This is a genomic window from Ferrimonas balearica DSM 9799 (assembly GCF_000148645.1).
GTDB classification, from domain to species: domain Bacteria; phylum Pseudomonadota; class Gammaproteobacteria; order Enterobacterales; family Shewanellaceae; genus Ferrimonas; species Ferrimonas balearica.
On record NC_014541.1, the window covers coordinates 3,195,588 to 3,220,314 of the forward strand.

Genomic DNA, 24,727 nt, shown 5'->3' on the forward strand with positions numbered 1-24,727 from the left:
ACTTAATGGCAACGCCCCGGATTGCCATGCTTATCGCCCTGCTTTGCGGGGCGATAAGCCATCTGGCTTTTGCTCCCTACGACATCTGGCCTCTGCTGCCACTCTCCCTGACGGCGCTGCTCTGGCTCAGCCAGCGTGCCTCCCCCAAACACGCCGCCCTGATGGGCCTCAGCTATGGTTTTGGCCAGTTTGCCTTCGGCCTGCGCTGGGTCCACGTCAGCATCGATCAGTTTGGCGGCCTGCCACTGGTGGTGTCGCTGCTGCTGATGGCGCTGCTGTGCCTCTACCTGGCGCTCTATCCGGCGTTGGTGATGGGACTGCTCAACCGCTACTTCAACGACCGTCCGCTCAGCCGCGTGCTGGCCTTCCCCGCCCTGTGGCTGCTGGCCGAATGGGCCCGAGGCTGGATGCTGACCGGTTTCCCCTGGTTGTGGCTGGGTTACAGCCAGACCCAGGGCCCCCTAACCCCGCTGATCCCCTACCTTGGTGTGCTAGGGGTCGGGCTGCTGCTGAGCCTGTTGGCCGCCGCACTGGTGCCCCTGCTGGCCCGGCGCTGGGGCTATCTGGGGTTTCCCGCCGCCATCGCGCTGATGGCCATCGGTGCCGCGCTGATGCCCCCCAAGGTGACCGAACATGGCAGCGTCGACGTGGCGCTGGTACAGGGCAACATCGAACAGAGCCTGAAGTGGCGCCCCGAGATGCTGTGGCCCACCCTGCTGAAATACCAGGACCTCAGCCGTCCGCATATGGACGCCGATATGGTGATCTGGCCGGAGGCCGCCGTACCCGCCCCGGAAACCATGGTCAGCGAATTCCTCCACCAGTTTGAACGGGCGGTGGCGTTCCGTGAGACCGAAGTGATCACCGGCATCATCAGCATGGATGAGCAGGAGCACTTCTTTAACTCCCTGCTGGTGCTTGGCCCGGGCGAACACAATGGGCCCTACAGCCCCCACGATGCCAACCGCTACCATAAGCACCAGCTGCTGCCGATTGGTGAGTTTGTGCCGATGGAGGACTGGCTGAGACCGCTGGCCCCCTTCTTTAACCTGCCGATGTCCTCCTTCAATCGCGGCGGCTTTGTGCAGCCCAATCTGACTGTAGCCAATCAACACCTGACCCCGGCCATCTGCTACGAGATCGCGTTCCCGGAGCTGGTGCGTGCCAACGTCCACGACAACACCAACCTGCTGCTGACCGTCTCCAACGATGCCTGGTTTGGTGATTCCATCGGCCCGCACCAGCATATGGCCATCGCTCAGATGCGGGCACTGGAGCTGGGGCGGCCACTGCTGCGGGTCACCAACAACGGCATCACCGCCATTGTCGACGTCCACGGCCATATCCAGGCCCAGCTGCCCCAGTTTGAAACCGGTGTACTGCGTGAAATCGTGCCCCTGCAGCGGGCCGACACCCCCTTCCGCGAGTACGGCCAACGGCCCCTCTACTTTATTGCCGCCACCCTGCTGTTCCTGGCCTGGCGCTGGCGTCGGGACCCGAACTGATACAGCTTGCTCAGAAAAGGCCGCCCATAGGGGCGGCTTTTTTTATCCCCAAAAATCAAGCAAACCCTGAATGTAAATTCGCTTCCGATTACTACTCATTTTGTGCTACTGATCCTTTTCCCTTATAAATCATATATTTATGTGATTATTGCATAGGGTTATACCTTATAACTTTTCAAGGAGGAGAGGATGACGAGCCCAACTCGCCGTCAGCAATACTCCCGGTTGGCTCTAGCCTGCTTGACCGCAATGACGGTCAGCAGCGGAATTCAGGCCGCACCGGTAACCAGTAAGGTGATCGAAAGCCACCGCACTCTGCGTGCGATCAGCATCGACCCTTCACACTTTTCTGACGTCAATCCCAATGCGCTCTACCCTGATCAGCAGGGACGCAATGTCATGGTGGCTCCGGTCAATCCGGAAACCGTGTTTACCCCGGAAGAGGCGCTGCAGGGGGAACACGATTACATCGTCATCCTGCGTAACGGCTCCGCACTGGCGCAAAACGACCAGAGCGGCCTGATGCGGCAAAACCAGGCTCCGTCACTGCTCCACCATCAACGCAATCAAGTGTTGAGCCAACAGGACGCGGTACTGAGCCAGGCCCGCAATGCGGGCGTCACGCTGCAGGTAAAACGGCAGATGTCGCTGTCCGTCAATGCCATGGTGGCGCAGATGGACCAGCACAATGCCAAGGCTCTGGCCCAGCTGCCAGGCATCCGCAAAATCTATCGTGCCCGAACCCTGGAACTGCTGACCGACCGCGGTCCCGACTTCATCGGCACCACCCCGGTCTGGCAGGGTGACAGCACCGGCTACAGCCATACCGGTCACGGTGTGGTCATGGGCATCATCGATACCGGCATCAACCCTCACCACCCCGCGTTTGACGGTACCGGTATCAAGAATCCACTGGGCGATGGCGTCTACCTCGGTGACTGCGAAACCGACCCAAGCCTGTGTAACAGCAAGGTCATCGGTATCCACAGCTACCCCGAAGTGACCGACGTTTATGCCGACCACGTATTCCAGCCCGAGGTACCCGAGTGGCAAACCCCACAGCCGCTGCGACCCGCCAATGGCTTCGACTACAACGGTCACGGCACCCACGTCGCCAGTACCGCTGCCGGTCGTATCCTGACCGACGTGCCCTACACCCTGCCCGGCATCAGCAACCCCAGCCACGGTGTCGCCACCGATCTGGTGCTGCCCCAGGTCAGCGGTGTCGCGCCGGACGCCAACATCATCGCCTATCAGGTTTGTTGGCCCGGTGGCGCCGGTGACCCTCATGCCGGTTGCCCTGAAACGGCTCTGCTGGCCGCCATCGAGCAGGCCATTGAAGATGGCGTGGACGTCATCAACTTCTCCATCGGTGGCAGTGAAAGCCTGCCCTGGGAGGACGCCATCGAGCTGGCTTTCCTGTCGGCCCGTCAGGCGGGCATCAGCGTTGCAGCCGCCGCTGGCAACTCCGGCCCCAACTTCTATTCCACCGACCACACCTCTCCGTGGCTCACCTCAGTGGCCGCCACCACCCATGACCGCGAGATAGTGGTGCCGGAGAAAACCCTCAGCGGCTTTGAAGGCGGTGATAACCTGCCCTGGCAAAGCGAGATGACCGGCCTCAGCCTGTCTGGCGCCATCACCGCGCCGATCGTGCATGCCCGGGATTACGCCAACCCCAACTCGGCATTGGCACCGGAGCTGTGTGCTGACCCGTTCCCCGCCGACACTTTCACCGTGGATCGAGACGGCCAGGCACTGGCCGAAGCGCCCATCGTGCTGTGTGAGCGTGGTGAAGTCGCCCGGGTCGCCAAGGCGGCCAACGTGCAATCCGGCGGTGCGGGAGGCTTCGTACTGGCCAACGTTGACTGGAATGAGAGTGTGGTCGCCGACCCCTACCCCATTCCGGGCATCCACATCGACTACAACTCCGGCAACAGCCTGAGCAGCTGGTTAGCCAGCGGTACCGGACACCGTGCCAGCATCTCTGCGTCCGAGCCGCAACGAGTGATTGATGCCGAGAAAGCGGACATCATCGCGAACTTCAGCTCCCGTGGCCCCAGCTGGACCGTGCGAAACCACCTGGTGCCCAGTGTGGCTGCACCGGGGGTGGCCATCTATGCCGCCTGGACCCCGGACCAACCCTTTACCGCCTACCCGACTCCGGCGGATTACGCGATGATCCAGGGCACCTCCATGGCCAGCCCTCACGTCGCGGGGGCCATGGCGCTGCTGACCGAAGCCCATCCGCAATGGACTCCGGCCGAGATCCAATCCGCTCTGATGCTGACGGCCCACCAGAACATCCAGCGTGACGCCGGTCTTTTCCTGCTGCCGGTGGACGCCCCCTATTACGCCGGCTCCGGTCGAATTGATGTGGATGCTGCCATCCGCGCTGGCCTGGTGATGGATGTGGACAATGAGGCCTACCTGAAGGCAGACCCGACTCAAGGTGGCTTCGTCAACCGACTGAACACCCCCAACATGGTTGAGCTGGATTGTCGTGGTCAGTGCAGCTGGTTGCGTACCGTCACGGCAACCGAAGCGGGCACCTGGCAGGCTGAAGGAATGCCCTGGGAGGGCAATGAGGGGCTCAGCATTCAGGTGTCACCAGCCCAGTTCACCCTCGCCGCCGGTGAGTCCCAACTGCTGGAGATCGTTGCGACCATCAACGAAGACAACACCTCACAGCCGTGGGAAGGGGTCAGCATCGACAACGAGTACCTGCAGTACTTCGGTGCAATCAACCTGACCGCCAGCAACGCGGACACGCCCACCAGCACCATGCAGGTTGTGGCCGGTTTCCGACGTGGCGACATGCCCGCCGAGATCAACCTCAACGCGGGCCGTGACCAGGGCAATACCACGGTCACCGGCCTGAACTTCCCGGCCTTCAGTGATCTGTCCAGCCGCTTCTATGGCCCGGTTGCCCCGCAACAATCCGTGCATCTGCTGATGGGCGATAGTGACTGGCTCAATCCGTTTGATGACATCACCGACGGCGCCACCTATCGCAGTGTGGTGATCCCGGAAGGCACCAAGCGATTCGTCGCTGAGATCGTGTCCGCCGAACCCTACGACTACGAGCCGCTGATCTTCCGCCAGCCCACTCTGGTGGTAGGACGCAGTGCCGACGGCAGTGGCATCCCGCCGATGGGTGTGGAAGCCGCTCAGCCGGAAATGCTGTGTGTGAGTTACCACGCCACGGCCCGCAACTACTGCGCCTTCAACAATCCGCAGCCGGGCACCTACTGGGTCGTGGTTCACAACATCAACGCCCCCTGGGACCATGAAGGCCACCTTGAGGTCAAACTCAATACCGCGGTCATTGGAGAGCAGAGCAGCGATGTGATGGACCTGACCGGCCCCGCCAGTCACGACGGTGTTGGTAACATCGACCTGACCCTGCACTGGGACTGGCCGGACAGCCAGGCCGGTGACGTGCTCTATGGCGGTGTCGAAGCTGGCCCCTCCATCGATGCACCAGCAGGCTTTGGTTTCAGTGGTGTCCGTCTGTCCCGCGCTCAGAACGACATCCATATGCTGAGCAGCCAGGACGGGGCAAAGGTGGGTGATATCGTCGAGTTCACCCTCAATATCCGTGAGAACCTGGAGCGCCAGGACCGTGAACTGGCCATCGAGCTGGCGTTGTCCGAAGGGTTAACCCTGATCCCCGACAGTGTCCGTATGAGCGACGGTCTGGAAACGCTTCTGACCCAGCGCGAAGACGGTTTCAACGTCGCCGGCGTGCAAGCTTCATCCCGAGATGTGGAGCGTGGCTACCACATCACCAACAACCTCACCCATCCGCAGTGTGTGACTCCGGATCTGGCCGAGGACTGGCATGGCGGCTACATCGACCTGCACGAGTTTGGCCTGCAACCGGAAGCGAGCTGGATGCAGGGCAACGCGGCTGACGTGTTTACCCTGCCCATCGACTACCTGTTCTTTAAACCGGCCGACATCATGCTGTACGGCCAGCCCAGTTGGGGCATGGTGGAGATGACCCCGGCTGGCCTGCTCAATTTCGAACAGAGCTGGTCTCACACCTGGCACTACGGCATGGCCATCGGCACCTTCAGCAAAGCGATCGCGCCGTTCTTCAACGACAGCTTTGAAACCACCCATCAGGCACACTGGGAAGACCCGCAGGGCCTGACCATGGTGGCACTGTGGGAGGAGGACAATCCGGACCTGGGTGATCTGGCGATTCTCGAGTACGACAACGTGCGCGACCCCTTCAGTGGTGCCCAGGTCGATTTCGAGATCATCCTGCGCAGCGGCATCGATTTTGATGCGGGTAAGCCAGAGATGATCATGGCCTACGACAACCTGAGCGGTGACTACGCCCGAGGCATCATCGGTGCCGTTGGTTACGCCGGTAAGTGGGACATCTGGGGTGATGGAGGCGGTACCGAAGGCACCTTCTACGACATCCTCGGCCTCGACAACCTGGACGAAGTGGTGAGCGATGACCTGGTGATCTGTTTCGACTACGACGGTCCGGAACGCACCCGCCAATCGCTCTCATTCCAGGCCCGCGTTCATGAGGACGCCGCCGCGACCGAGCAATCGGTCACTCTGGTGCACAGCATCAGTGGCAGCGCCGATGAAACCGTGACCCACACCATTGCCGTCAGCGGCAACCTTCAGCTTGCTGCCATCGCCAATCAAAGCGTGGATGAGAACGCCATGCTGGAAGGGGTTCGGGTCACTTACACCGACGCCAACGCCTACCCCAACCGGATCCTGGTCAGTGGTGAGCACTTCAGCGCCGAGATCCATGGCGACACCAGTGGCAGCACCTTCGACATCACGCCGGATGCTGACTGGCACGGTGAAACTGAAGTAACGGTAACGGTACAGGACAAGGTGCATGGCAGCGACATCGCCACCACCACCTTTATGCTGACCGTGGTTTCCGACGGTGTTGAGCCACAACCGGAGCCGGTACCGGAACCGGAGCCTGAGCCGGAACCGGAACCGGAGCCTGAACCTGAGCCGGAACCGGAACCGGAGCCGGAGCCTGAACCTGAGCCGGAGCCGGAGCCTGAACCGGAGCCGGTAAGCAGTGGTAGCCTGGGCTCAGGCCTGCTGCTGATGCTGGCGCTGGCGATGCTGCGTCGTCGCAGCCGCTAATACGCCAAAGCGCACACAAAAACGCCGCCCGATGGGCGGCGTTTTATTGGCAACTCAAGGTCCGGTTATCAACCAAGAATTTGGCGCACTGACATGGCCACTTCCGAGTCGCTGGCGCCCTCGGGTACGGCGAAGCATCGCAGGCTGTCGCCAGCAAAGCGGCGGTCCACCTCCAGCATCACGTGAGTCACGCCGGGCTGAGCCACAAAGGACACCTCCACCTCTTTGACGCGCATGGCACCCATGCCGGTGGGGCGGAACTCCAGCTCCTGATAGCAGCCCAGCGAGGAGGCGAAATTCGGCCCCCGCAACTGGCCCTGTTCCACGTCGGTGCTGTACAGCTCAAACCCGCACGCTTCTACCGCCGCCAGCACCTGGCTCATCGCCGCCGTCGGCGCAATGCGCAGCGGGTCATGGTCGCGGCCATCCAGGCCCTGAGCGATGTCGAGGCCGGTCTCCAGCCACACTTCGCTGAAGCCACGGGTGCAACGCAGTGCGGTGATCGGGGTTTCCAGTGGCAGGGTCAGCTCAAAGCGTTCGCTCCGGCGCTCATTGGCCGCCACCGTAAAGCGATCGTCCAGATGCCAGTGGTGCAGACGCACCGGCTGGCGACTTTCGCCCCCCTCGTGTTCCACCTCCGCCATGGTCATCAGGCTGAGCTCCAGACCGTTGATGGTCTGGGGCACATCGCCGCCCTCAATGACAATCTCGATCAGCATGGTCTCGCCGGGCACCAGGGTTTCGCTGAGGATCAACGTATCCACCTTGGCCGCGCCAATACCAACAGACGCCAACAGTTTCTTAAACATTCTGCGTTTTCCTTTCCTGACAGAACGGCCTGGACATCAGAGTGCGTCCAGCGCCTCAGTTAACTTGCCGACCGCAATCACCTCCATCCCCTCAATAGGCTGACGGGGGGCATTGCCCTTGGGCACAATGGCACGCCGGAAGCCATGTTTAGCCGCTTCGGACAGTCGCTCCTGGCCGTTGGTCACCGGGCGGATCTCGCCGGACAGGCCGACCTCGCCAAACACCACCAGATCCCGGCTCAGGGTGTGGTCGCGGAAGCTGGACACCATCGCCAGCAGCAGCGCCAGATCGGCCCCGGTTTCCGCCACTTTAACGCCACCGACCACATTGGCAAACACATCCTGATCGGACATCATCATGCCGCCGTGACGGTGCAGCACCGCCAGCAGCATCGCCAGACGGTTTTGCTCCAGGCCCACCGCCACCCGGCGTGGATTGGCCAGCTGACTGTGGTCCACCAGCGCCTGCAGTTCCACCAACAGCGGGCGGGTGCCCTCCCACACCACCATCACCACTGAACCCGGGGCTTGCTCCTCTCCTCGGGACAGGAAGATGGCAGAGGGGTTGGCCACCTCTTTGAGGCCCGCGCCGGTCATGGCGAACACCCCCAGCTCATTGACCGCACCAAAACGGTTTTTATGGCTGCGCAGGGTGCGGAAGCGGCTGTCACCATTGCCATCAAGCAACACCGAGCAGTCAATGCAGTGCTCCAGCACCTTGGGCCCCGCCAGCGTGCCGTCTTTGGTGACGTGGCCCACCATAAAGATCGCCACATTGTTCTGTTTGGCAAAGCGCGTCAGGAACGCGGCGCTCTCCCGCACCTGGGCCACGGAACCCGGCGTCGATTGCACATCGGCCATGTGCATCACCTGAATGGAGTCGATCACCATGATGGCGGGCTTTTCCCGCTCGGCAATCAGGCAGATCTGCTCCACCGAGGTTTCCGACAGCATCTTCAGTTTGTCTGTCGGCAGGGACAGGCGGTTGGCCCGCATCGCCACCTGCTGCAGTGACTCCTCACCGGTGACATAGAGTGCGCCCATCTGCTGGGACAGCTGACACATCACCTGCAACAGCAATGTGGACTTACCGGCACCGGGGTTACCGCCAATCAGGATCGCCGCACCAGGAACGATGCCGCCCCCCAGCACCCGGTCGAGTTCCGAGTAACCGCTGCTGAAACGCGGCACCTCAGAGAGGTCGATTTCGGCCAGGGTCTGTACCTGGCTGGAACCGGCTCCGGCGTAGCCACTGTAGCGCTCGGTACGGGCCGATTTAGCGGTCCCCAAACGCACCTCAGTCAGGGTGTTCCAGGCGCCACAGGCGTTGCACTGGCCCTGCCAGCGGGGGTGGTCAGAACCACAGTCATTACAGACGTAGGCGGATTTTGCTTTTGCCATTGGAAATTCAATATTCTGGAGCGGAGCGGCCATTATCACCGATGCTCGTTCAGGGTTACAATGCAGCACGGACTATGGGACAAGACCGAACTTTGATGGACAAGCACCAGGCACTGATTGAGCAACTAAAACCGCTGCTGCAAGAAGCGGACTTTGACCAGATTTTTCAGCAACTCAGCCAGGACCTGCCCAGCTCGGAGCGGTTTCTGGTCAAGATGGAGATGCAGCGCCTCAATCAGTCCAGCCGTCAGGTGATCGACCTGCGTGAACGGCAGGGCGGCTGCGAGGCCATTGAGGTTGACGGCCTCACGCACTTTCTCAATGAGGCCAGCCAACAGCGCCTGACGGAGCTGACCAAGCTGTACGGCAATCGCCTGACGGTGGGCGTGGTGGAGACCCTGCTGCAGGAGTACAAGCCAACCGCGTCCCAGCCCAGCACACCGACCGCCCCGCCCCCGCAACAGAGCGCACCCGGGCAGACGCCCCCACAGCTGCTGGGCCACTACATCACCCGCACCGAAACCCGGCGAACCTTCAGCACCGCAGTACGGATTCAGCAGGGCCAGAACCGTGGCTGCGATGGCCTGACCCTGGACATCTCGGTCGGGGGGTGCCAGGTGCGCCTTCCCGGTGATTTCCGGCTCGATACCAATGCCCCATTACAAGTGGCTTACACAGCGCTGGGTCAGGAGTTTCTGGCCCCGGCCATGACGGCCGGATTGCGCTACCGCATCCTCAAGATTCAGCGCCGCAAGGGCTACCAGTATGTGCGGCTGAAGCGGGAAGGGAGCGATGCCGGCCAGGAGCAGGAGCTGAGCCGGGTTATCCAGGCCTGCAGCCTGCGCACGACGCCGGAGATCAACCACCTGATCGCCACCACCCGCAGTCATGGCTACGAGCGCCATTTCCTGCCCAAGCTGAGCGCCATCCCGCTGTTCTTCCGGATGAGCGACCAGCAGCTGATGCCGGTATTTTCCCTCGCCACCGAACAGAATCAGGAAGCTCTGGGCTACTGGCAGGATGAGCGGGGCATTAACCAACTCAGCGCCGCCATGGGCACGCTGAGGCTCTCCCGCCTGCTGCAGGAACCCAACAACCCCGAGCACAAACTGCTGCTCAGCTTTCAGCACATCCAGCAGGAGCAAGCGCTGTTCTTCAGCGCCACCCTCTATGAGCTGCGCCAGAGCCAACAGCTGGACGCGTTCCTCGCGCTGGCGAGTCAACGCAGCAGTTTCCGCATACATCGTTTGTCCGCCCACACGGTGGGGGAAGAGGACCGTCAACTGGCGCTGCGCTGCCCGCTCAGTGGCCGCGCCGCCGATGCTTTGGTACAGCAGCAATTGAATGAGTTGTGCCTGGTGGTGATGCTGGAGGAGATCACCAGCCCGGACGCGGTGGCGCACTATCGCCAACGCCCGATGCCGGAAGACGCCAACGCCCTGCGCCGCTTTGGCATGGCGCGACTCAGTAAAGACCCCATCCGGGTGCTGCCGCTGCAGCACAAAGAGCAGCGCCGGGAAGCCCGGTTTGGTCTTCGCACTCAGGCACTGGTCACCGTGGGCCGCAAAACCCTGCCGGCCATCACGCTGGATGTTTCCCCTAAGGGAATCAAGCTGCAGCTGGCACAGCCTCTGAGCCAGCCCCTGGAGCGGGATGCCCGGCTGGAGCTGGAGTTGCCCAAGCTGCAGCCACTGGCCGGCAAGCTGAAACTGAAAGGGATGCCCTACCGGCTGGTGCGCTCACAAAAGGATGGCCGTACTCTCCACATCAAGGCCGATGGCACCACTGGCCATACCGGGGTGGTGTTCCTCTCCCACCTGCTGAGCCAGAACCGCGCCAAGTTGTCGGAGGTGGGCAGCGCCCGCCAGCATCGCCAGGTGACCGATGGACTGAAAAGCCTGATGCTCAAGCGGCTGCACTGCCTGCCGGTGTTTGCGCACAAACGTCATGGCCGCCAGCAGTGGGACCTGGTCGGTCAGGCCATCGGCGGCAACGCCCTGCTCAATGCTCTGGCACCGCAACTTCCGGCGGATCTGGAGTGGCTATGGGAGCGTGGCGGGCTGAACCACCTGCTGAGTGAGGTCAAGCGCCCGGAAGCGGACCCCAACCCGGTGTGGGAGTGCCTGATCAAGCTGCCCAGGGACGATCAGAAAGGGGCGGTCATGGTGTTGGACAGCACTCAGGACGAGGATGAACGGCGCTACTTTATTGATGGTGCGGAAGCGCAGGGGCGTTTTCTGGCGCTGCGCGCCCGGGTGTTTCCGGCAAACCGGCCGGATCTGGATTACCTGCAGCAGGATCTGGCGGCCATCAGTACCCACGCCCTGCACCGGGCGCGGGAGCTGGAAGACATGTTGTGGCAGGTGCAGGGTTGCGGCCAGCTTATCGACATCACCGACGAGATACGCTGCCGCCATAACCTGCCGCTAGGGTCGTAACAACCCCAGCACCGCTTCCAGGCCGAGACGCTGAATCGCGGCATCGGCCTGAGCCACCACCGCCGGTTTGGCGTGCACACCCACTCCCAATGCCGCCTGTCCCAGCATCGGCAGATCGTTGGCGCCATCCCCCATCGCCACCCACTGGGCCGGGGGGATCTGCCACTCAGTGCCCCACTCCGCCAGCAGGGCCGCTTTGCGGGCCGCATCGACGATGGCACCGTCGACCACCCCATTGAACACCGTCCCCTCGCGGCCAAGCTCATTGGCTTCAAACCGGTCGATGCCCGCGGCATCGGCCACCGCCGCCGCCACCTGGTTAAATCCCCCCGAGGCCAGCCCCAGTCGCCAACCATGGCGTTTCAACGTGTGGCACAGGGTCAGCAGGCCCGGCATCAGCGGGGGCGCCTTGGCCAATTCGGTCAGCACTGAGGTGGGAATGCCCTGCAGCATCGCCACCCGGCGGCGCAGCGACTCGGCAAAGTCCAGCCCGCCTGCCATCGCTTCGGCGGTCACCGCCGCCACCTGGTCGTAAACGCCACCCTGGCGGGCAATCTCATCGATGCACTCCATGGCGATGGCGGTGGAATCCATGTCCATCAGCAACAGGCCCGGGCTGGACAGGGAGGGCAGGTGGGGCGGCAGCCATTGCAGCTCGCATTCGCCCTCCAGTTGCGGCAACCCCGGACGCGCCGGGCCTTGCCAGCCAACCCGCTCAAGCCCGCCCGGCAGCGTCTCCGCCACCACCACCGTCAATGCGCCGCAATGGGCCAACACCTGATCCGCATGAGCGCGGGTCAGTTGGCGACCGATCAGCATCAGGGTGGGCAGGCCCGGTTGCCAGGGCAGCAGGTCGCTGGCCAACTGCGGTAACAAGGGCGTGTCTGGTGCGAAGCCGGGCATGATAAATCCTTGTATCTCTTCTGTTCTTGGGCGCTACCCATTATAAAGAGAGTTACTGAGATGGAAACGGACTGGATCGGGATGCTGTGGCGTAATCGAATGAGAGTATGGCGATTTGTGCAGGTCGGGGCCGCCCTGGTCCTGATGGCGGCCATCCTCCAACTCTGGCTCAGTAGCGAACGCCAAAGCCAGGCATTACTCGCCCGCCAAACCGACCAGTTGGCAGACAGTCTGGTGCAACAAGCCGCCCATGCTGCCGCCACCGCCCTGAAACTGGATGACGCGGAGCAGCTGAACTGGCTGATCAACAGCCTGGTGGACGACCCCAGAGTGGTCTCCGCCACGGTGTTCAGTCACCAGGGCCAACGACTGGCCTTCAGCCAATCCCTGTTCCCTGAGGCGCAACTGCCGGACGAAGAGACTCTGCAAGCCGCCCTTGCCCGCTTTGCGCCCCTGACCGCTACGGTGCGGCAAGAGGATGAAGTGCTTGGGTATCTGCGCATCCGCATCAACCGCGCCCTGTTCTTCCGCGACAACAGAACCCTGCATCAACAGCAGCACGACCAGCAGCAGCTGATGCTCCTGCTGGCGGGTTTAGTGGGCGCCCTGCTGGCCCGCTCACTCTCCTTTAAACGAGCAAGTTACTCCTACCGGCAAGCCCAGCGCCGAAACCTGGTGAAAGCCCGTCGACGGGCACTCAAACGTCGTCAAAAGGACGACAGCGCCAATGAGCCGTCTTCGCCATCACCATGATTTAGAAAGATTTTTTCTTCCATGAATCCTGCTTGAATCACAGTTTGCGGTTGCCGAACTGTTAGACTGGCCGCGTTTTTCATTCTTCGTAGTTGGATCCCCCTTTGAATCACGGAACCCTCTCCATCAAGCAGTTGCTTATCGCGCTGTTTCTGGGGCTGCTGATCCTGTTCAGCGCCTCCCTGGCCCTGGTGTACCACTACAGCAAACAGGTGGAACGCCAAATTCAGCACCTGGAACAGCTCTATGTCACCAGCACCATGGCCTCTGAACTGCTCAATACCGTCTCCGGCCTGCGCCGGGAACAGTTGGGCTACAGTCTGCGTCAGGTGCAGAACCTGCCGGTCACAGAATCATCCCGCACCTGGCTGAACGACCAGATTGGCCACATCAACCGCCAGACCGAGCAGCTGCGCCAGGTCGCGGATGCCGATGCCCTGGCCATCCTGACCCCGACCGAGCAGGCTGTGGTGAAATTTGCCCAGTTGCATCGCGACTTCATCTCCAGCCCCACCGCCGCACAAGCGGCTGCCATGCTGAGCTCCATGGGCTCATGGGAGATCTACAACGCGGTAGAGCAAGGGGTGGTTGAGCTGATCAAGCTGGAAAACCAGAAGGTGGAGGACGCCCGCGTCGCCGCCAACCAGGCAATGAACTATCAGGAGCGCGTTCTGGTCGCGGTCTCCATGCTGATGATTGCAGGTCTGGTGCTCAGCGCCCTGTTCCTGCTGCGTCGCATCCTGCGGCCGCTCAACGCCACCGTGGAAGCCCTGTCCGCCATCGCCGATGGCGACCTGACCGTATCGATTGAGCGCCACCGCTTTAACAGCCGTGAGTTCGCTCTGGTGGCGGAGGTGCTGGTGGCGATGCGCAATCAGCTTAACGACATGATCGCCCAGATCAGCGCCGCCTCGGTACAACTGGCGGCCGCGGTTGAGGAGGTCAGCCACATCGCCAACGAGTCCGCTACCGGCATGCAGAACCAGCATAAGGAAGTGGACCAGGTTGCTACCGCAATGACGGAGATGCAAAGCTCCATCGGTGAGATTGCCCGCAACACCGCGCACACCGCGGAGCAGGCCCGCCTGAGTGTGGTGGCAGCGGATGAGGGCAGTAAGGTGGTGGACGCTACCGTATCCGCCATTCACCAATCGGAAGCGGAGATCCAGGCCGCCAACGAGGTGATCCAGCAGTTGCAGCAGGACACAGCCAGCATCTCGATGATTGTCGAGGTGATCGCCAACATCACTGAGCAGACCAACCTGCTGGCGCTGAACGCCGCCATTGAAGCCGCCCGCGCCGGTGAACAGGGCCGTGGTTTTGCCGTGGTGGCAGATGAGGTACGCACCCTGGCCCACCGGACTCAGGACTCCGCTCAGGAGATCAAGTCCACCATCGACCAGTTGCAGCAACGGGCCCAATCCGCGGGTGTGGTGATGCAGGCCAGCCGGGACAAGATGCTGACCAGCGTAGAGCAGGTTCAGCAGGCCAGCTGTGCCATCCGCGAAATCACCAGTGCCATTAGCCAGATCAACGACATGGCGATTCAGGTGGCCAGCGCCACCGACCAGCAAACCGCGGTTACCGAGGAGCTGAGCCACAACATCACCAACATCAACGATGCGGCGGTTCAGGTCAGTCAGGGCACCGAGCAGGTCTCGCAGTCCACTCACGAGCTGAGCCAGCTGGCAGTCAACCTGTCGGAGCTTATCCGACGCTTCCGGACCGCCTGATCCACAGCCACAAAAAAAGGGACGCCTCAGCGTCCCTTTTTTATTTCTCTGCTGAATTACAGCAGGGATTCCAGCGTCATGGTGATCATGTCGTTGAAGGTGTTCTGGCGCTCTTCCGCGGTGGTGGCTTCACCGGTACGGATGTGGTCAGACACGGTTACAACGCACAGCGCGTTGGCGCCAAACTCGTGGGCAACGCCGTACAGGCCAGCCGCTTCCATCTCAACACCCAGTACGCCCATCTTCTCCATCACGTCGAACATCACCGGCTCAGGGGTGTAGAACAGGTCAGCGGAGAAAACGTTACCGATGCGAACCGGGATCTGCGCTTTTTCAGCGGCATCCACAACGTTGCGCAGCAGGCCGAAGTCGGCGATGGCGGCGAAGTCGTTGTCCTTAAAGCGGGTGCGGTTCACCTTGGAATCGGTGCAGGCGCCCATGGCCACGATCACGTCGCGCACCTTCACGTCAGTGGAGATGGCGCCACAGCTGCCTACGCGGATCAGGTTCTTCACACCGTATTCGGTGATCAGTTCCTTGGCGTAGATGGAGCAGGACGGGATGCCCATACCAGAACCCATTACGGACACTTTCTTGCCCTTGTAGGTACCGGTAAAGCCGAGCATGTTACGGACGTCAGTCACCTGCTCGACGTTCTCCAGGAAGGTTTCTGCGATGTACTTGGCACGCAGAGGATCGCCCGGGAACAGGACGGTTTCGGCGAATGCACCGGCGGGTGCGTTAATGTGCGGCGTTGCCATGAAATGACCCCATTATTCCGTTGTTATAGAAAGGATTTGCCATAATCCATGGGTTCCAGCCCGAAGTGGCTGGCCAGGGACTGGCCGATGTCGGCAAAAGTATCTCGCTTGCCGAGGGAGCCCGGTGCGATGCCGGGTCCGAATACGATAACCGGCACGTGCTCACGGGTGTGGTCGGTACCGGTCCAGGTGGGATCACAGCCGTGGTCGGCGGTGATGATCACCACATCGCCCGGTTGCAGACGGGACATCAGTTCCGGCAAACGGGTATCGAAATACTCCAGCGCTGCGGCGTAACCGGGGATGTCCCGGCGGTGGCCGTAGGAGGAGTCGAAATCCACGAAGTTGGTGAAAATCAGACTGCGATCTTCAGCCTCATCCATCGCCGCCAGGGTCTCATTCCAAAGCGCTTCCAGGCCGGTGCCCTTACGCTTCTGAGTGATACCGCAGTGGGCGTAGATGTCAGCGATTTTACCCACCGAGATCACCTCACCACCCGCGGCTTTGAGCTTATCCAGCACGGTCGGTGCCGGCGGCTCAACCGCGTAGTCGCGACGGTTGCCGGTACGGGCAAACTCCATGGCGCTGTTGCCCACAAACGGACGGGCAATCACCCGGCCAATGTTGTAAGGCTCCAGCTCCTCGCGGGCGATCTGGCACAGCTCATAGAGCCGCTCCAGACCGAAGGTCTCCTCGTGACAGGCGATCTGGAACACACTGTCCGCGGAGGTGTAGAAAATCGGCGCACCGGTGCGCATGTGCTCTTCGCCCAGGCGCTCCAGGATGGTGGTGCCGGAGGCGTGGCAGTTACCGAGGAAGCTGTCGAGGCCGGCACGGGCCAGGATCTTATCGGTCAGTTCTTTCGGGAAGCTGTTTTCTTTGTCTTCGAAGTAGCCCCAGTCGAACAGCACCGGCACACCCGCCATCTCCCAGTGACCACTGGGGGTGTCTTTACCGGAAGAGAGCTCTGCGGCGTAACCGTAGGCCCCGGTCACTTCCGCTTCCAGGTTAAATCCAGCGGGCACCTCACCGGTGCTCTCAAACGCCAGCCGAGCCAGACCCAACTGGGTCAGGTGCGGCAGGTGCAGCAAACCGGAACGGCCTACTTCTGCGCCACCCTCGGCGCACACCTGGGCGATGTGGCCGAACGTATCGGCACCCACATCGCCAAACTTCGCGGCGTCGGCGCTGGCGCCCACACCAAACGAATCCATCATAAGCACAATGGCTCGAGTCATGATTCCTCCTGTCAGCGGTTCGCGTCGCGAACCAACCGATACACTTCCGGATCTGCCGCAGGCGCCGAATCACCCAGGGTGATGGCGTTACGCAGGGCATCTGCCCCGGCCTGCCACTGCGCGTCATCATTGGCGTGCAGCATCGCCAGCGGGGTTTGTTCATCCACGCTTTGGCGCAGGACGCAGAGATTGTCAAAGCCGACACTATGGTCGATGGAATCGCTGGCCACTTTACGGCCGCCGCCCATGTTCACCACGGCCATACCGATGGCGCGGGTGTCCATGGCGGTGACGATCCCCTTACGGTCAGGATAAACCGGACGCACCACCTTTGCCTTGGGCAGGAAGCGATCGGGGTTATCCATAAAATCAGCCGGTCCACCCAGCCCGGCCACCATGCGGCCAAAGCGCTCTGCGGCACTGCCGTCAGAGAGGGTTTTTTCCAGCATCTGCCAGGCGTGTTCCGGGTCACGGGCCAGTTTACCCAATACCAGCAACTCCGCCCCCAGAGAGAGGGTGACGCGATGCAGGCGCGGGTTACGCTGGGTCCCCGTGAGGAATTTCACCGCCTCTCGCACTTCCACCGCATTACCGGCGCTGGAGGCCAGCACCTGATTCATGTCGGTCAGCAGCGCGGAGGTGGGAACGCCGGCGCCATTGGCCACTTCGACGATGCACTGAGCCAACTGCTCAGAGGCCTCGTAGGTGGGCATAAAGGCACCACTGCCCACTTTAACGTCCATCACCAGGGCATCCAGGCCAGCGGCCAGCTTCTTGGACAGAATGGAGGCGGTAATCAGGGAGATGGAGTCGACCGTGGCGGTCACGTCGCGGGTGGCGTAGAAGCGCTTGTCAGCGGGGGCCAGTGCCCCGGTTTGGCCAATGATGGCCACACCGGCGGATTTTACCACCTCGCCAAAGCGTTGGTTGTCCGGCACGATGTTGTAGCCGGGAATGGATTCGAGCTTATCCAGCGTGCCGCCGGTATGGCCCAGACCACGGCCGGAAATCATCGGCACGTAGGCGCCGCAGGCGGCAATCATGGGGCCCAGCATCAGCGATACCACATCGCCAACGCCGCCGGTGGAGTGCTTATCGAGGATGGGGCCATCCAGATTGAGGTGGTCCCAGTTCAGCACGTCGCCGGAGTCACGCATGCCGGTGGTCAGCGCAACGCGCTCAGCCATGGTCATGTCGTTGAAGAACACCGCCATGGCAAAGGCCGCAATCTGGCCCTCGCTGACGCTGTTGTCAGCAATGCCCTGGACGAAGAAGCGGATCTCTTCCGCGCTCAGCTCCAGGCCATCGCGTTTTTTTCGAATGATCTCTTGCGGCAGAAACATCCTTAGCTCCCCACAGTCAATGGCGGGGCCGTCAACCGGCCCCGCTTAGGATCAGTAGGCGTTGCTGTCCGCCGGGCCATCACCGTGACCCAGGGTTTGCAGCAGGCTGGCCAGCAGGCTGGAAGCGCCGAAGCGGAAGGTGCGCGGCGATACCCAGTCCGGGCCCAGGATGGACTCGGCCAGAGCCAGGTACTCAGCAGCCTGTTCGGCATTGCGCACGCCACCGGCCGGCTTGAAGCCAACTGCGGTGTTCTTGTCCTTGATCACTTCCATCATGATGCGGGCGGATTCAAGGGTGGCGTTGACCGGTACTTTACCGGTGGAGGTCTTAATGAAGTCGGCACCCGCTTTGATGCTGATCTCGGAGGCGCGACGGATCAACGCTTCCTCTTTCAGCTCGCCGGTCTCGATGATCACTTTCAGCAGAACGTTGTCACCACAGGCGGCTTTACAGGCTTTCACCAGCTCGAAACCCACGGTTTCGTTGCCTGCCATAAAGGCGCGGTAGGGGAACACCACGTCCACTTCATCGGCACCGTAAGCCACAGCGGCTTTGGTTTCGGCCACCGCGATGTCGATATCGTCGTTACCGTGCGGGAAGTTGGTGACGGTGGCAATCTGAATCTCGGACGCACCGATGTCATTCAGGGTCTTGCGAGCGATAGGGATAAAGCGGGGGTAGATGCAGATGGCGGCAGTGTTGCCAGCCGGGGACTTGGCATCATGACACAGCTTGATCACCTTCTCGTCGGTGTCGTCGTCGTTCAGTGTGGTCAAGTCCATTAGGGACAGTGCGCGCAGGGCGGCAGCGGTCAAATCGCTCATGGAAAACTCCCAGTTCCGGTTGATTGTACGCAGTATAGATAACTTCCCTCGCCCGGCTGTGACAGCGTGAGGATGTTTTGTGACGAAGGTCCGGAATGGAGGCACGGCGAACCAGCACTCGTCACAGCAAGGCGACGCGGACTTGGTTCCTTGAAGACTTAAGCGGAGCCCGGAAGGGGGAACACCAACTTTCGCGAAAAATCCATTTTCCCGCAAAATCGTCCCGATGATAGCAAAAAGGGCCTGCCGAGGGCAGACCCTTTTTTCACCGGAGCAACAACTTAGAAGTTGTACTTCAGGGTGTAGATCAGAGCGTCGCCGTAGTTGGCATCGCCCAGTTTCTGATCGTAGTAACGGTACTGGATACCGGTGGTGATGCTGTTCGGCAGGTGCCACCACAGGGCTACTGCACCGTTGTGACCTACGCTGTCCAGCTCACGGCCGTCAGCGCCGGAACGGAACTGGTCCTTACGACCAAATTCGGTTTCGTGCCAGTTGGATACGGAGAACTTCTGACCGCCCATCTGGAAATCGTAACCCAGTACCCAGCCAGCCATGTAACCGTTGAAGCCGTTACCAGCGAAGGTTTGGTTTTCGATGTGAGCACCGATGAAGGGCTTGAACCAGAAACCGAAATCAGTGAAGTAGTCGTAGCTGGTACCCAGAACCACGTTGGTGTCGGAGAAACCAGTGTCTTCGAAGTGGTAGGCGTGACCGTACAGGTTCCAGTTGGAGGAACCCAGGTTTACCGCGATGGAGCCTTTGGTGGCGATACGGAAGCCACGGGCACCGGCATCTTCGTCACCCAGGTTGTGCGGGTTTTCGATGTCGAAGAAACCGTATACATCACCCCAGGAGAAGCCAGCGCCGCCTTCCAGTTCGATGTAGTAGAAGTCTTTCTTACCACCGAAAGAAGCGCGGTCTTCGGCTTTGTCGGTCCAGTCCAGGTAGTTTACGGAAACGTTAGAGAAACCGTAGTACTGCTCAGCGGCAGCCGGAGCGGACATGGCCAGAGCGGCAGCGCCAGCTACAGCCAGAGAAGTGAACTTGTTCATCATTAACCCCTGTGTTTACAGATCGTTTTTTTGTCTAGGACCCACTATCCATGCAGGCACGCGCATTGTATCCACTTAGCGCCTTTGTGCAACATCCACGGGTGAAAGCAAGGTGTGGATCCGCCATCGACGTGCGCTCGATCACACTTTCGCAACGCCATAGTAGATCCTTTTGCCTGAATCGTCTTCATCCCCTACCACGGGCCAAAAAAAAGGCGACCCGCAGGGCCGCCTTTTGTGAGGTTGTACCGAAATCAGAGTGACAGGAACAGACCTGCCAGAGTGGCACTCATCAGGTTGGACAGTGAGCCGGCTACCACCGCGCGCATACCCAGGCGAGCCAGGTCGTGACGACGGTTGGGGGCCATGGCACCCAGGCCGCCCAGCAGAATCGCGATGGAGGACAGGTTGGCAAAACCACACAGGGCAAAGGCGATGATCGCCTGAGTGCGGTCGGTCATCACGGCGCCGTTGATCAGCAGGTCGCCGGTGAGGTAAGGGGCAAAGTTCACGTAAGCCACGAACTCGTTCACCACCACCTTCTGACCAATAAAGGAACCGGCCACAGTGGCTTCATGCCACGGCACACCCATCAGGAACGCCAGCGGCGCAAAGATGTAACCGAGGATCAGCTCCAGAGTCAGGTTGGACTGGGCCGCACCCAGTACCGCCTGCACCGCACCCGCCTGGCTGTCATCCAGGGTCAGGCCGTTCAGTGCGTTGATCAGCACATCACGGTCAACACCGGCAATCCAGCTGCCAATCTCGGCAACCGGCAGCTCAGCCTGAGTGGCCAGGCCGTTGGCAAACTCGGCAAAGGCCGGGGCAGAACCCGCTACCTGTTGCAGGGCCATAAAGGTTTGAGTCACAGCCGCATCACCCCAACCGAACAGACCACCGAACCAGCCGATGATGCCGTTGATCAGAGCGATCAAACCGATGAAGGCCAGCAGCATGGCGCCCACGTTCAGGGCCAGTTGCATACCGGAGGAGGCACCCGCAGCGGCGGCATCCAGCACGTTGGCCGGCTTGTCTTCCGCTTCACCGATGTCTTCCATGTGTTGCTTCGGTTCTTCGGTTTCCGGGTGCATCATCTTGGCCATCAGCAGGCCGCCCGGTGCCGCCATAAAGGACGCGGCAATCAGGTACTCCAGCGGCACACCCAGACCGGCGTAACCGGCCAGTACGGAACCGGCCACGGACGCCAGACCACCCACCATAATGGCGAACAGCTCAGATTGGGTCATGGTCGGGATAAAGGGACGGACCACCAGCGGAGCTTCGGTCTGGCCAACGAAGATGTTGGCAGTGGCCGACATGGATTCCGGCTGGCTGGTGCCCAGTGCTTTTTGCAGCGCACCGCCGATGATGCGGATGATCCACTGCATCACGCCCAGGTAGTACAGGACCGCGATCAGAGAGGAGAAGAAGACGATAACCGGCAGCACGTTGATGGCGAAGATGAAGCCGACTTTAAAGTTGGCCAGGTCACCAAACAGGAAACCGATGCCGTCATTGGCGTAGCCAATCACGCTGGACACAGCAGAAGAGATGCCGCCCAGGATGTCTTTCCCTACCGGCACGTAGAGAACGAAAGCACCCAAAGACGCCTGAATGGCAAACGCACCGCCAACTGTACGCCAGTTGATGGCACGTCGGTTATTGGACAACCCGAAGGCAATCAGCAGCAGGGTTAGGATCCCCACCAGACTCATCACGATATTCATGAACCTGTAAACCTCGTGTTCTGGACTTTTATTACATTATTGTAATTTGAAGGAAATTCGGCGCCGATTATAACGGCAAGAAGGAAAGAAATCCCCCCTACTACCGGAAAAAAAGGATCTTCGTAACGGATGATGATGAAATTTAACAGGAAACAATCTTGCACCTGTTTCATATCGCATCCTTTACATCGTGAGATAGGGATAACAATAGCAGTCAGGCAAGACTTTGAGGGAGTAGCGGGTCAAATTACCAGGCGGGGAAAAAGCCGTTGTGTATTGGCAGTTAGCTGTGCTTTGAGCGTGTCGATCGGTTGCTGGCGCAGCTGGGCCAGTTGCGCCAGCACGTCGGCCACCCGGGCCGGTTCATTGCGCTCACCCTGATGACCACACAGCGGCATATCGGGACTGTCGGTTTCCAACACCAGCGCCTCGGCATCGATGGCCGCCAGCGCCTGACGGGTTTTGTTGGCACGGGGATAGGTGATCACCCCGCCCACCCCCAGGTGGATGCCGTGGCGCCAGTATTGCTGAGCCTGCACTAAACTGCCGCTGAAGCCATGGACTACGCCGCCCGCAGGCAAGGGTTGGCGGCTGAGCAAAGACAGCATCTCGTTATGGGCTTTGCGCACGTGCAGGATCACCGGCAGGCGATGTTGATGGGCCAGCGCCAACTGCCCCTGGCACAGAGCAATCTGCTCGGCCATCGGCAGCACCCCGCCCACCCCATCGAGGCCACACTCCCCCAGCGCCATCACCTGTGGGTGCGCTTCCACCGCCTGGGCCAGAGCATCCAGGTCGTCAGGCTGGTGTTCAAAACAGGGATGCAACCCAAGCGCCACACCAATGGAGACCGGCTCGCGCTGTCCCGCCAGTTGCAGCAATCCCGACCAGTGTGCCCGGTCGACGGCGGGCACCATAATGGCGCCGACCCCCGCCTTATGGGCCCGCTGCAATACCGCATCCCGGTCACCGCAAAAGGCGGGCAGGTCAAGGTGGCAGTGGCTGTCAATCAGCACGCTCACCCCGTTTGACTGCTTCCTGAGCCCGCTCGGACAGCGGCACACAGCAACGCCGGTTCTCGGGCGTCAGCCCGAGGCTGTCGAGAAACGCACAGTACTTCTGCCACCAGTGGCGTAACCACTTCATTCAGGCCTCCGATCGTTTTGGCTTAAGAGGTTTCCACTTTAGCAAGAAGTGATAATAAAGGCAGCGGCTTGCGGTGTCGGGCCGGAAGCGGGATGATGCGATTATCCACTCACCACTGAATCATCATGAGCGCTTCCCATTCCCCGCTGCAGCTGCAACGCTTTATCCCCTATCGACTGGCTGATCTGGCCCATCGCCTGAGTCAGGAGTTGTCGGCCATCTATGCCGAGCCGCCCTTTGCCATCAGCATCGCCGAATGGCGGGTACTGGCTCAGCTGGCCGAACACCCGGCACTGACCAGCAAAACCCTGGGACAACTGACCGGCATGGACAAAACCAAGGTGTCCCGCGCGGTCCAGCGTCTTGCGGAGCGCAACCTGCTGGCACAACAGCGGGACGAGAATGATCAGCGCCAACGGTATCTGCGGCTGTCGGAAAGCGGTCAGGCCCTCTACCAACAACTGGCGCCTCACGCCCTCGACTGGGAGCAGCGCCGCCTGGCGGCACTGGATCCGCAGGAGCGCCAACAGTTGCTGGCCCTGCTGGACAAACTCGACCAGGCAGAGCCCCGGACCTAAGCCCCCGCCAGAAACGACAACGCCCCCGAATACTCGGGGGCGCTTTGGTTCTGAGGCTGGCCTCAGCGCGCCGGTAACACGGTACTGCGCACTTCACCAAAACCGATGCGTGGCGCCCCCGGCTTATCGCACACCGCCCGCATAATGATGGTGTCACCATCTTCGAGGAAGGTGCGCTGCTCACCACCGGGCAGGGTGATGGGGGATTTGCCACCGCGACTCAACTCCAGCATGGAACCGGCTTGCTCATGCTCAGGCCCGGACTGGGTGCCTGAGCCAAACAGGTCACCGGCCTGGAGATTACAGCCGTTGACGGTGTGGTGGGTCACCATCTGGGCAATGGTCCAGTAGGAGTCGCTGAAGTTGGATTGGGACAGGCGCACCGGCTCCGCCATCGCCGGGGTCTGGATCAGACACTCCAGCTGCATATCCACCGCGCCCGCTTCACTGTTGCCCGGGGCCGACAGGTAGGGCAGCGGCTGCGGGTCTTCCGCCGGGCGGGTAAAGGCGGCGCGATAGGGCGCCAGCGCTTCCAGGGTCACGATCCAGGGGGACAGGGTGGAGGCAAAGCTCTTGGACAGGAAGGGGCCCAGCGGCTGGTACTCCCAGGCCTGAATGTCCCGCGCCGACCAATCGTTCAGCAGGCACAGGCCAAACACGTGCTGCTCCGCCGCCTCGATGCCAATCGGCTCACCAAGGGCATTGCCCCGGCCAATCACGATGCCCACTTCCAGCTCATAATCGAGACGCTTACAAGGGCCAAAGCTCGGCTCCGCCGCGTCCGGCGCCTTGAGCTGGCCGCTCGGGCGGTGGAACGCCTGACCGGACACCCCGATGGAGCTGGCACGGCCGTGATAACCGATCGGCACCCACTTGTAGTTGGGCAGCAGCGGGTTATCGGGACGGAACAGCGAACCCACTGCGGTGGCGTGGTGGATGGAGGTGTAGAAATCGGTGTAGTCGCCGATGGTCATGGCCAGATCGTATTCCAGCTCCGCCAGCGGGATCAGGCATTGCGCCAGCGCGCCCTGCTCAGCGGCACCGGTGCGCAGGGCGCGGGAAAGGGCCAGACGCAGTTCGGACCAGGCTTCCGGCCCTTCCGCCATAAAGTCATTGAGCTTGGGCTCCGCCGCCAACGCCACCAGCAGGGCCACATCGCCGCCAAACACCTGGGCGTCGCGCACGGCGGCCAGATCGATGGCCTGATCGCCGATGGCCACTGCGCCACGGAAGATCTCATCGCTGCCGGCACGACGCACACTGGCAAAGGGCAGATTCTGGATGGGGAAGTCACAGCCCGGTTGATTGGCGCTGTCGACCCAACTGGTCAGGGTCAGGTCGTGGGTTTCGTTTAATGCGTACATGGTGATTCC

18 protein-coding genes are annotated in these 24,727 nt (G+C 61.3%); 6 read left to right on the forward strand and 12 right to left on the reverse strand.

Annotated features, from left to right (window positions below):
- The first annotated feature begins 5 nt into the window (after positions 1-5).
- Positions 6-1,505 (forward strand): apolipoprotein N-acyltransferase, encoded by a 1,500-nt coding sequence (lnt, locus tag FBAL_RS14615; protein WP_013346354.1) that lies wholly within the window; start codon positions 6-8, stop codon positions 1,503-1,505.
- Between the two features lie 189 nt (positions 1,506-1,694).
- Positions 1,695-6,644 carry a S8 family serine peptidase gene (locus tag FBAL_RS20745; protein WP_013346355.1) on the forward strand — a complete coding sequence of 1,650 codons (4,950 nt, stop codon included), beginning with the start codon at positions 1,695-1,697 and terminating at the stop codon, positions 6,642-6,644.
- Positions 6,645-6,712: 68 nt separating this feature from the next.
- Here the strand turns inward: FBAL_RS20745 and FBAL_RS14625 are convergent, their stop codons facing one another.
- Together FBAL_RS14625 and radA are read right to left on the reverse strand one after the other, a co-directional pair.
- A complete protein-coding gene (locus FBAL_RS14625) occupies positions 6,713-7,453 on the reverse strand; it encodes a sporulation protein (protein ID WP_013346356.1) in 741 nt (246 codons plus the stop codon).
- A 36-nt stretch (positions 7,454-7,489) separates the two neighbouring features.
- A complete protein-coding gene (gene radA / locus FBAL_RS14630; RefSeq protein WP_013346357.1) occupies positions 7,490-8,854 on the reverse strand; it encodes a DNA repair protein RadA in 1,365 nt (454 codons plus the stop codon).
- 95 nt (positions 8,855-8,949) lie between these two features.
- Here radA and FBAL_RS14635 point away from each other — a divergent pair, with 95 nt between their 5' ends.
- The gene (locus FBAL_RS14635) at positions 8,950-11,292 is read left to right on the forward strand and encodes a PilZ domain-containing protein (RefSeq protein ID WP_013346358.1); all 2,343 of its coding nucleotides are present in this window, start codon (positions 8,950-8,952) and stop codon (positions 11,290-11,292) included.
- Here FBAL_RS14635 and serB read toward each other — a convergent pair.
- Entirely contained in the window at positions 11,281-12,195 is a 915-nt protein-coding gene (serB, locus tag FBAL_RS14640) for a phosphoserine phosphatase SerB (protein WP_013346359.1), read from the reverse strand. The genes FBAL_RS14635 and serB overlap by 12 nt on opposite strands.
- 99 nt (positions 12,196-12,294) lie before the next feature.
- On the opposite strand from serB, the gene FBAL_RS14645 reads away from it, so the two are divergent.
- Both FBAL_RS14645 and FBAL_RS14650 read left to right on the forward strand, forming a co-directional pair.
- Entirely contained in the window at positions 12,295-12,948 is a 654-nt protein-coding gene (locus tag FBAL_RS14645; RefSeq protein ID WP_171814277.1) for an AhpA/YtjB family protein, read from the forward strand.
- A 104-nt stretch (positions 12,949-13,052) separates the two neighbouring features.
- Positions 13,053-14,681 (forward strand): methyl-accepting chemotaxis protein, encoded by a 1,629-nt coding sequence (locus FBAL_RS14650; protein WP_013346361.1) that lies wholly within the window; start codon positions 13,053-13,055, stop codon positions 14,679-14,681.
- A 56-nt stretch (positions 14,682-14,737) separates the two neighbouring features.
- On the opposite strand, the gene deoD is transcribed toward FBAL_RS14650, so the two are convergent.
- The 8 genes from deoD to FBAL_RS20480 form a co-directional block, all read right to left on the reverse strand.
- Positions 14,738-15,442, reverse strand: coding sequence for a purine-nucleoside phosphorylase (gene deoD, locus FBAL_RS14655; protein ID WP_013346362.1), 705 nt, complete (start codon positions 15,440-15,442; stop codon positions 14,738-14,740).
- 23 nt (positions 15,443-15,465) lie between these two features.
- Positions 15,466-16,680: a phosphopentomutase gene (locus FBAL_RS14660; protein ID WP_013346363.1), complete on the reverse strand. Its 1,215-nt coding sequence runs from the start codon at positions 16,678-16,680 to the stop codon at positions 15,466-15,468.
- 11 nt (positions 16,681-16,691) lie between these two features.
- Positions 16,692-18,023, reverse strand: a complete 1,332-nt coding sequence (gene deoA, locus FBAL_RS14665) for a thymidine phosphorylase (protein ID WP_013346364.1) — start codon at positions 18,021-18,023, stop codon at positions 16,692-16,694.
- Between the two features lie 51 nt (positions 18,024-18,074).
- Positions 18,075-18,848 (reverse strand): deoxyribose-phosphate aldolase, encoded by a 774-nt coding sequence (gene deoC / locus FBAL_RS14670; protein ID WP_013346365.1) that lies wholly within the window; start codon positions 18,846-18,848, stop codon positions 18,075-18,077.
- A gap of 281 nt (positions 18,849-19,129) precedes the next feature.
- The gene (locus FBAL_RS14675) at positions 19,130-19,906 is read right to left on the reverse strand and encodes an outer membrane protein OmpK (RefSeq protein WP_013346366.1); all 777 of its coding nucleotides are present in this window, start codon (positions 19,904-19,906) and stop codon (positions 19,130-19,132) included.
- 251 nt (positions 19,907-20,157) lie between these two features.
- The gene (locus FBAL_RS14680; protein ID WP_013346367.1) at positions 20,158-21,630 is read right to left on the reverse strand and encodes a NupC/NupG family nucleoside CNT transporter; all 1,473 of its coding nucleotides are present in this window, start codon (positions 21,628-21,630) and stop codon (positions 20,158-20,160) included.
- A gap of 242 nt (positions 21,631-21,872) precedes the next feature.
- On the reverse strand, positions 21,873-22,652 hold the full coding sequence (locus FBAL_RS14685; RefSeq protein ID WP_013346368.1) for a TatD family hydrolase: 780 nt from the start codon (positions 22,650-22,652) through the stop codon (positions 21,873-21,875).
- Complete coding sequence (locus FBAL_RS20480) at positions 22,636-22,776, reverse strand: hypothetical protein (protein WP_013346369.1); 141 nt, start codon at positions 22,774-22,776, stop codon at positions 22,636-22,638. The genes FBAL_RS14685 and FBAL_RS20480 overlap by 17 nt, the downstream gene beginning before the upstream one ends.
- A 125-nt stretch (positions 22,777-22,901) precedes the next feature.
- On the opposite strand from FBAL_RS20480, the gene FBAL_RS14690 reads away from it, so the two are divergent.
- Positions 22,902-23,354: a MarR family winged helix-turn-helix transcriptional regulator gene (locus FBAL_RS14690; RefSeq protein ID WP_013346370.1), complete on the forward strand. Its 453-nt coding sequence runs from the start codon at positions 22,902-22,904 to the stop codon at positions 23,352-23,354.
- 62 nt (positions 23,355-23,416) lie between these two features.
- On the opposite strand, the gene fahA is transcribed toward FBAL_RS14690, so the two are convergent.
- Positions 23,417-24,718 carry a fumarylacetoacetase gene (fahA, locus tag FBAL_RS14695; protein WP_013346371.1) on the reverse strand — a complete coding sequence of 434 codons (1,302 nt, stop codon included), beginning with the start codon at positions 24,716-24,718 and terminating at the stop codon, positions 23,417-23,419.
- Between the last annotated feature and the right edge of the window lie 9 nt (positions 24,719-24,727).

Bases quoted from the DNA above. Each gene is read 5' to 3' on its own strand.
- deoD (WP_013346362.1), bottom strand. From the start codon at position 15,442: ATGGCAACGCCGCACATTAACGCACCCGCCGGTGCATTCGCCGAAACC.
- FBAL_RS14680 (WP_013346367.1), bottom strand. From the start codon at position 21,630: ATGAATATCGTGATGAGTCTGGTGGGGATCCTAACCCTGCTGCTGATT.
- deoC (WP_013346365.1), bottom strand. From the start codon at position 18,848: ATGAGCGATTTGACCGCTGCCGCCCTGCGCGCACTGTCCCTAATGGAC.
- deoA (WP_013346364.1), bottom strand. From the start codon at position 18,023: ATGTTTCTGCCGCAAGAGATCATTCGAAAAAAACGCGATGGCCTGGAG.
- lnt (WP_013346354.1), top strand. From the start codon at position 6: ATGGCAACGCCCCGGATTGCCATGCTTATCGCCCTGCTTTGCGGGGCG.
- serB (WP_013346359.1), bottom strand. From the start codon at position 12,195: ATGCCCGGCTTCGCACCAGACACGCCCTTGTTACCGCAGTTGGCCAGC.
- FBAL_RS14635 (WP_013346358.1), top strand. From the start codon at position 8,950: ATGGACAAGCACCAGGCACTGATTGAGCAACTAAAACCGCTGCTGCAA.
- FBAL_RS20745 (WP_013346355.1), top strand. From the start codon at position 1,695: ATGACGAGCCCAACTCGCCGTCAGCAATACTCCCGGTTGGCTCTAGCC.
- radA (WP_013346357.1), bottom strand. From the start codon at position 8,854: ATGGCAAAAGCAAAATCCGCCTACGTCTGTAATGACTGTGGTTCTGAC.
- FBAL_RS14675 (WP_013346366.1), bottom strand. From the start codon at position 19,906: ATGATGAACAAGTTCACTTCTCTGGCTGTAGCTGGCGCTGCCGCTCTG.
- fahA (WP_013346371.1), bottom strand. From the start codon at position 24,718: ATGTACGCATTAAACGAAACCCACGACCTGACCCTGACCAGTTGGGTC.
- FBAL_RS20480 (WP_013346369.1), bottom strand. From the start codon at position 22,776: ATGAAGTGGTTACGCCACTGGTGGCAGAAGTACTGTGCGTTTCTCGAC.
- FBAL_RS14690 (WP_013346370.1), top strand. From the start codon at position 22,902: ATGAGCGCTTCCCATTCCCCGCTGCAGCTGCAACGCTTTATCCCCTAT.
- FBAL_RS14625 (WP_013346356.1), bottom strand. From the start codon at position 7,453: ATGTTTAAGAAACTGTTGGCGTCTGTTGGTATTGGCGCGGCCAAGGTG.
- FBAL_RS14645 (WP_171814277.1), top strand. From the start codon at position 12,295: ATGAGAGTATGGCGATTTGTGCAGGTCGGGGCCGCCCTGGTCCTGATG.
- FBAL_RS14660 (WP_013346363.1), bottom strand. From the start codon at position 16,680: ATGACTCGAGCCATTGTGCTTATGATGGATTCGTTTGGTGTGGGCGCC.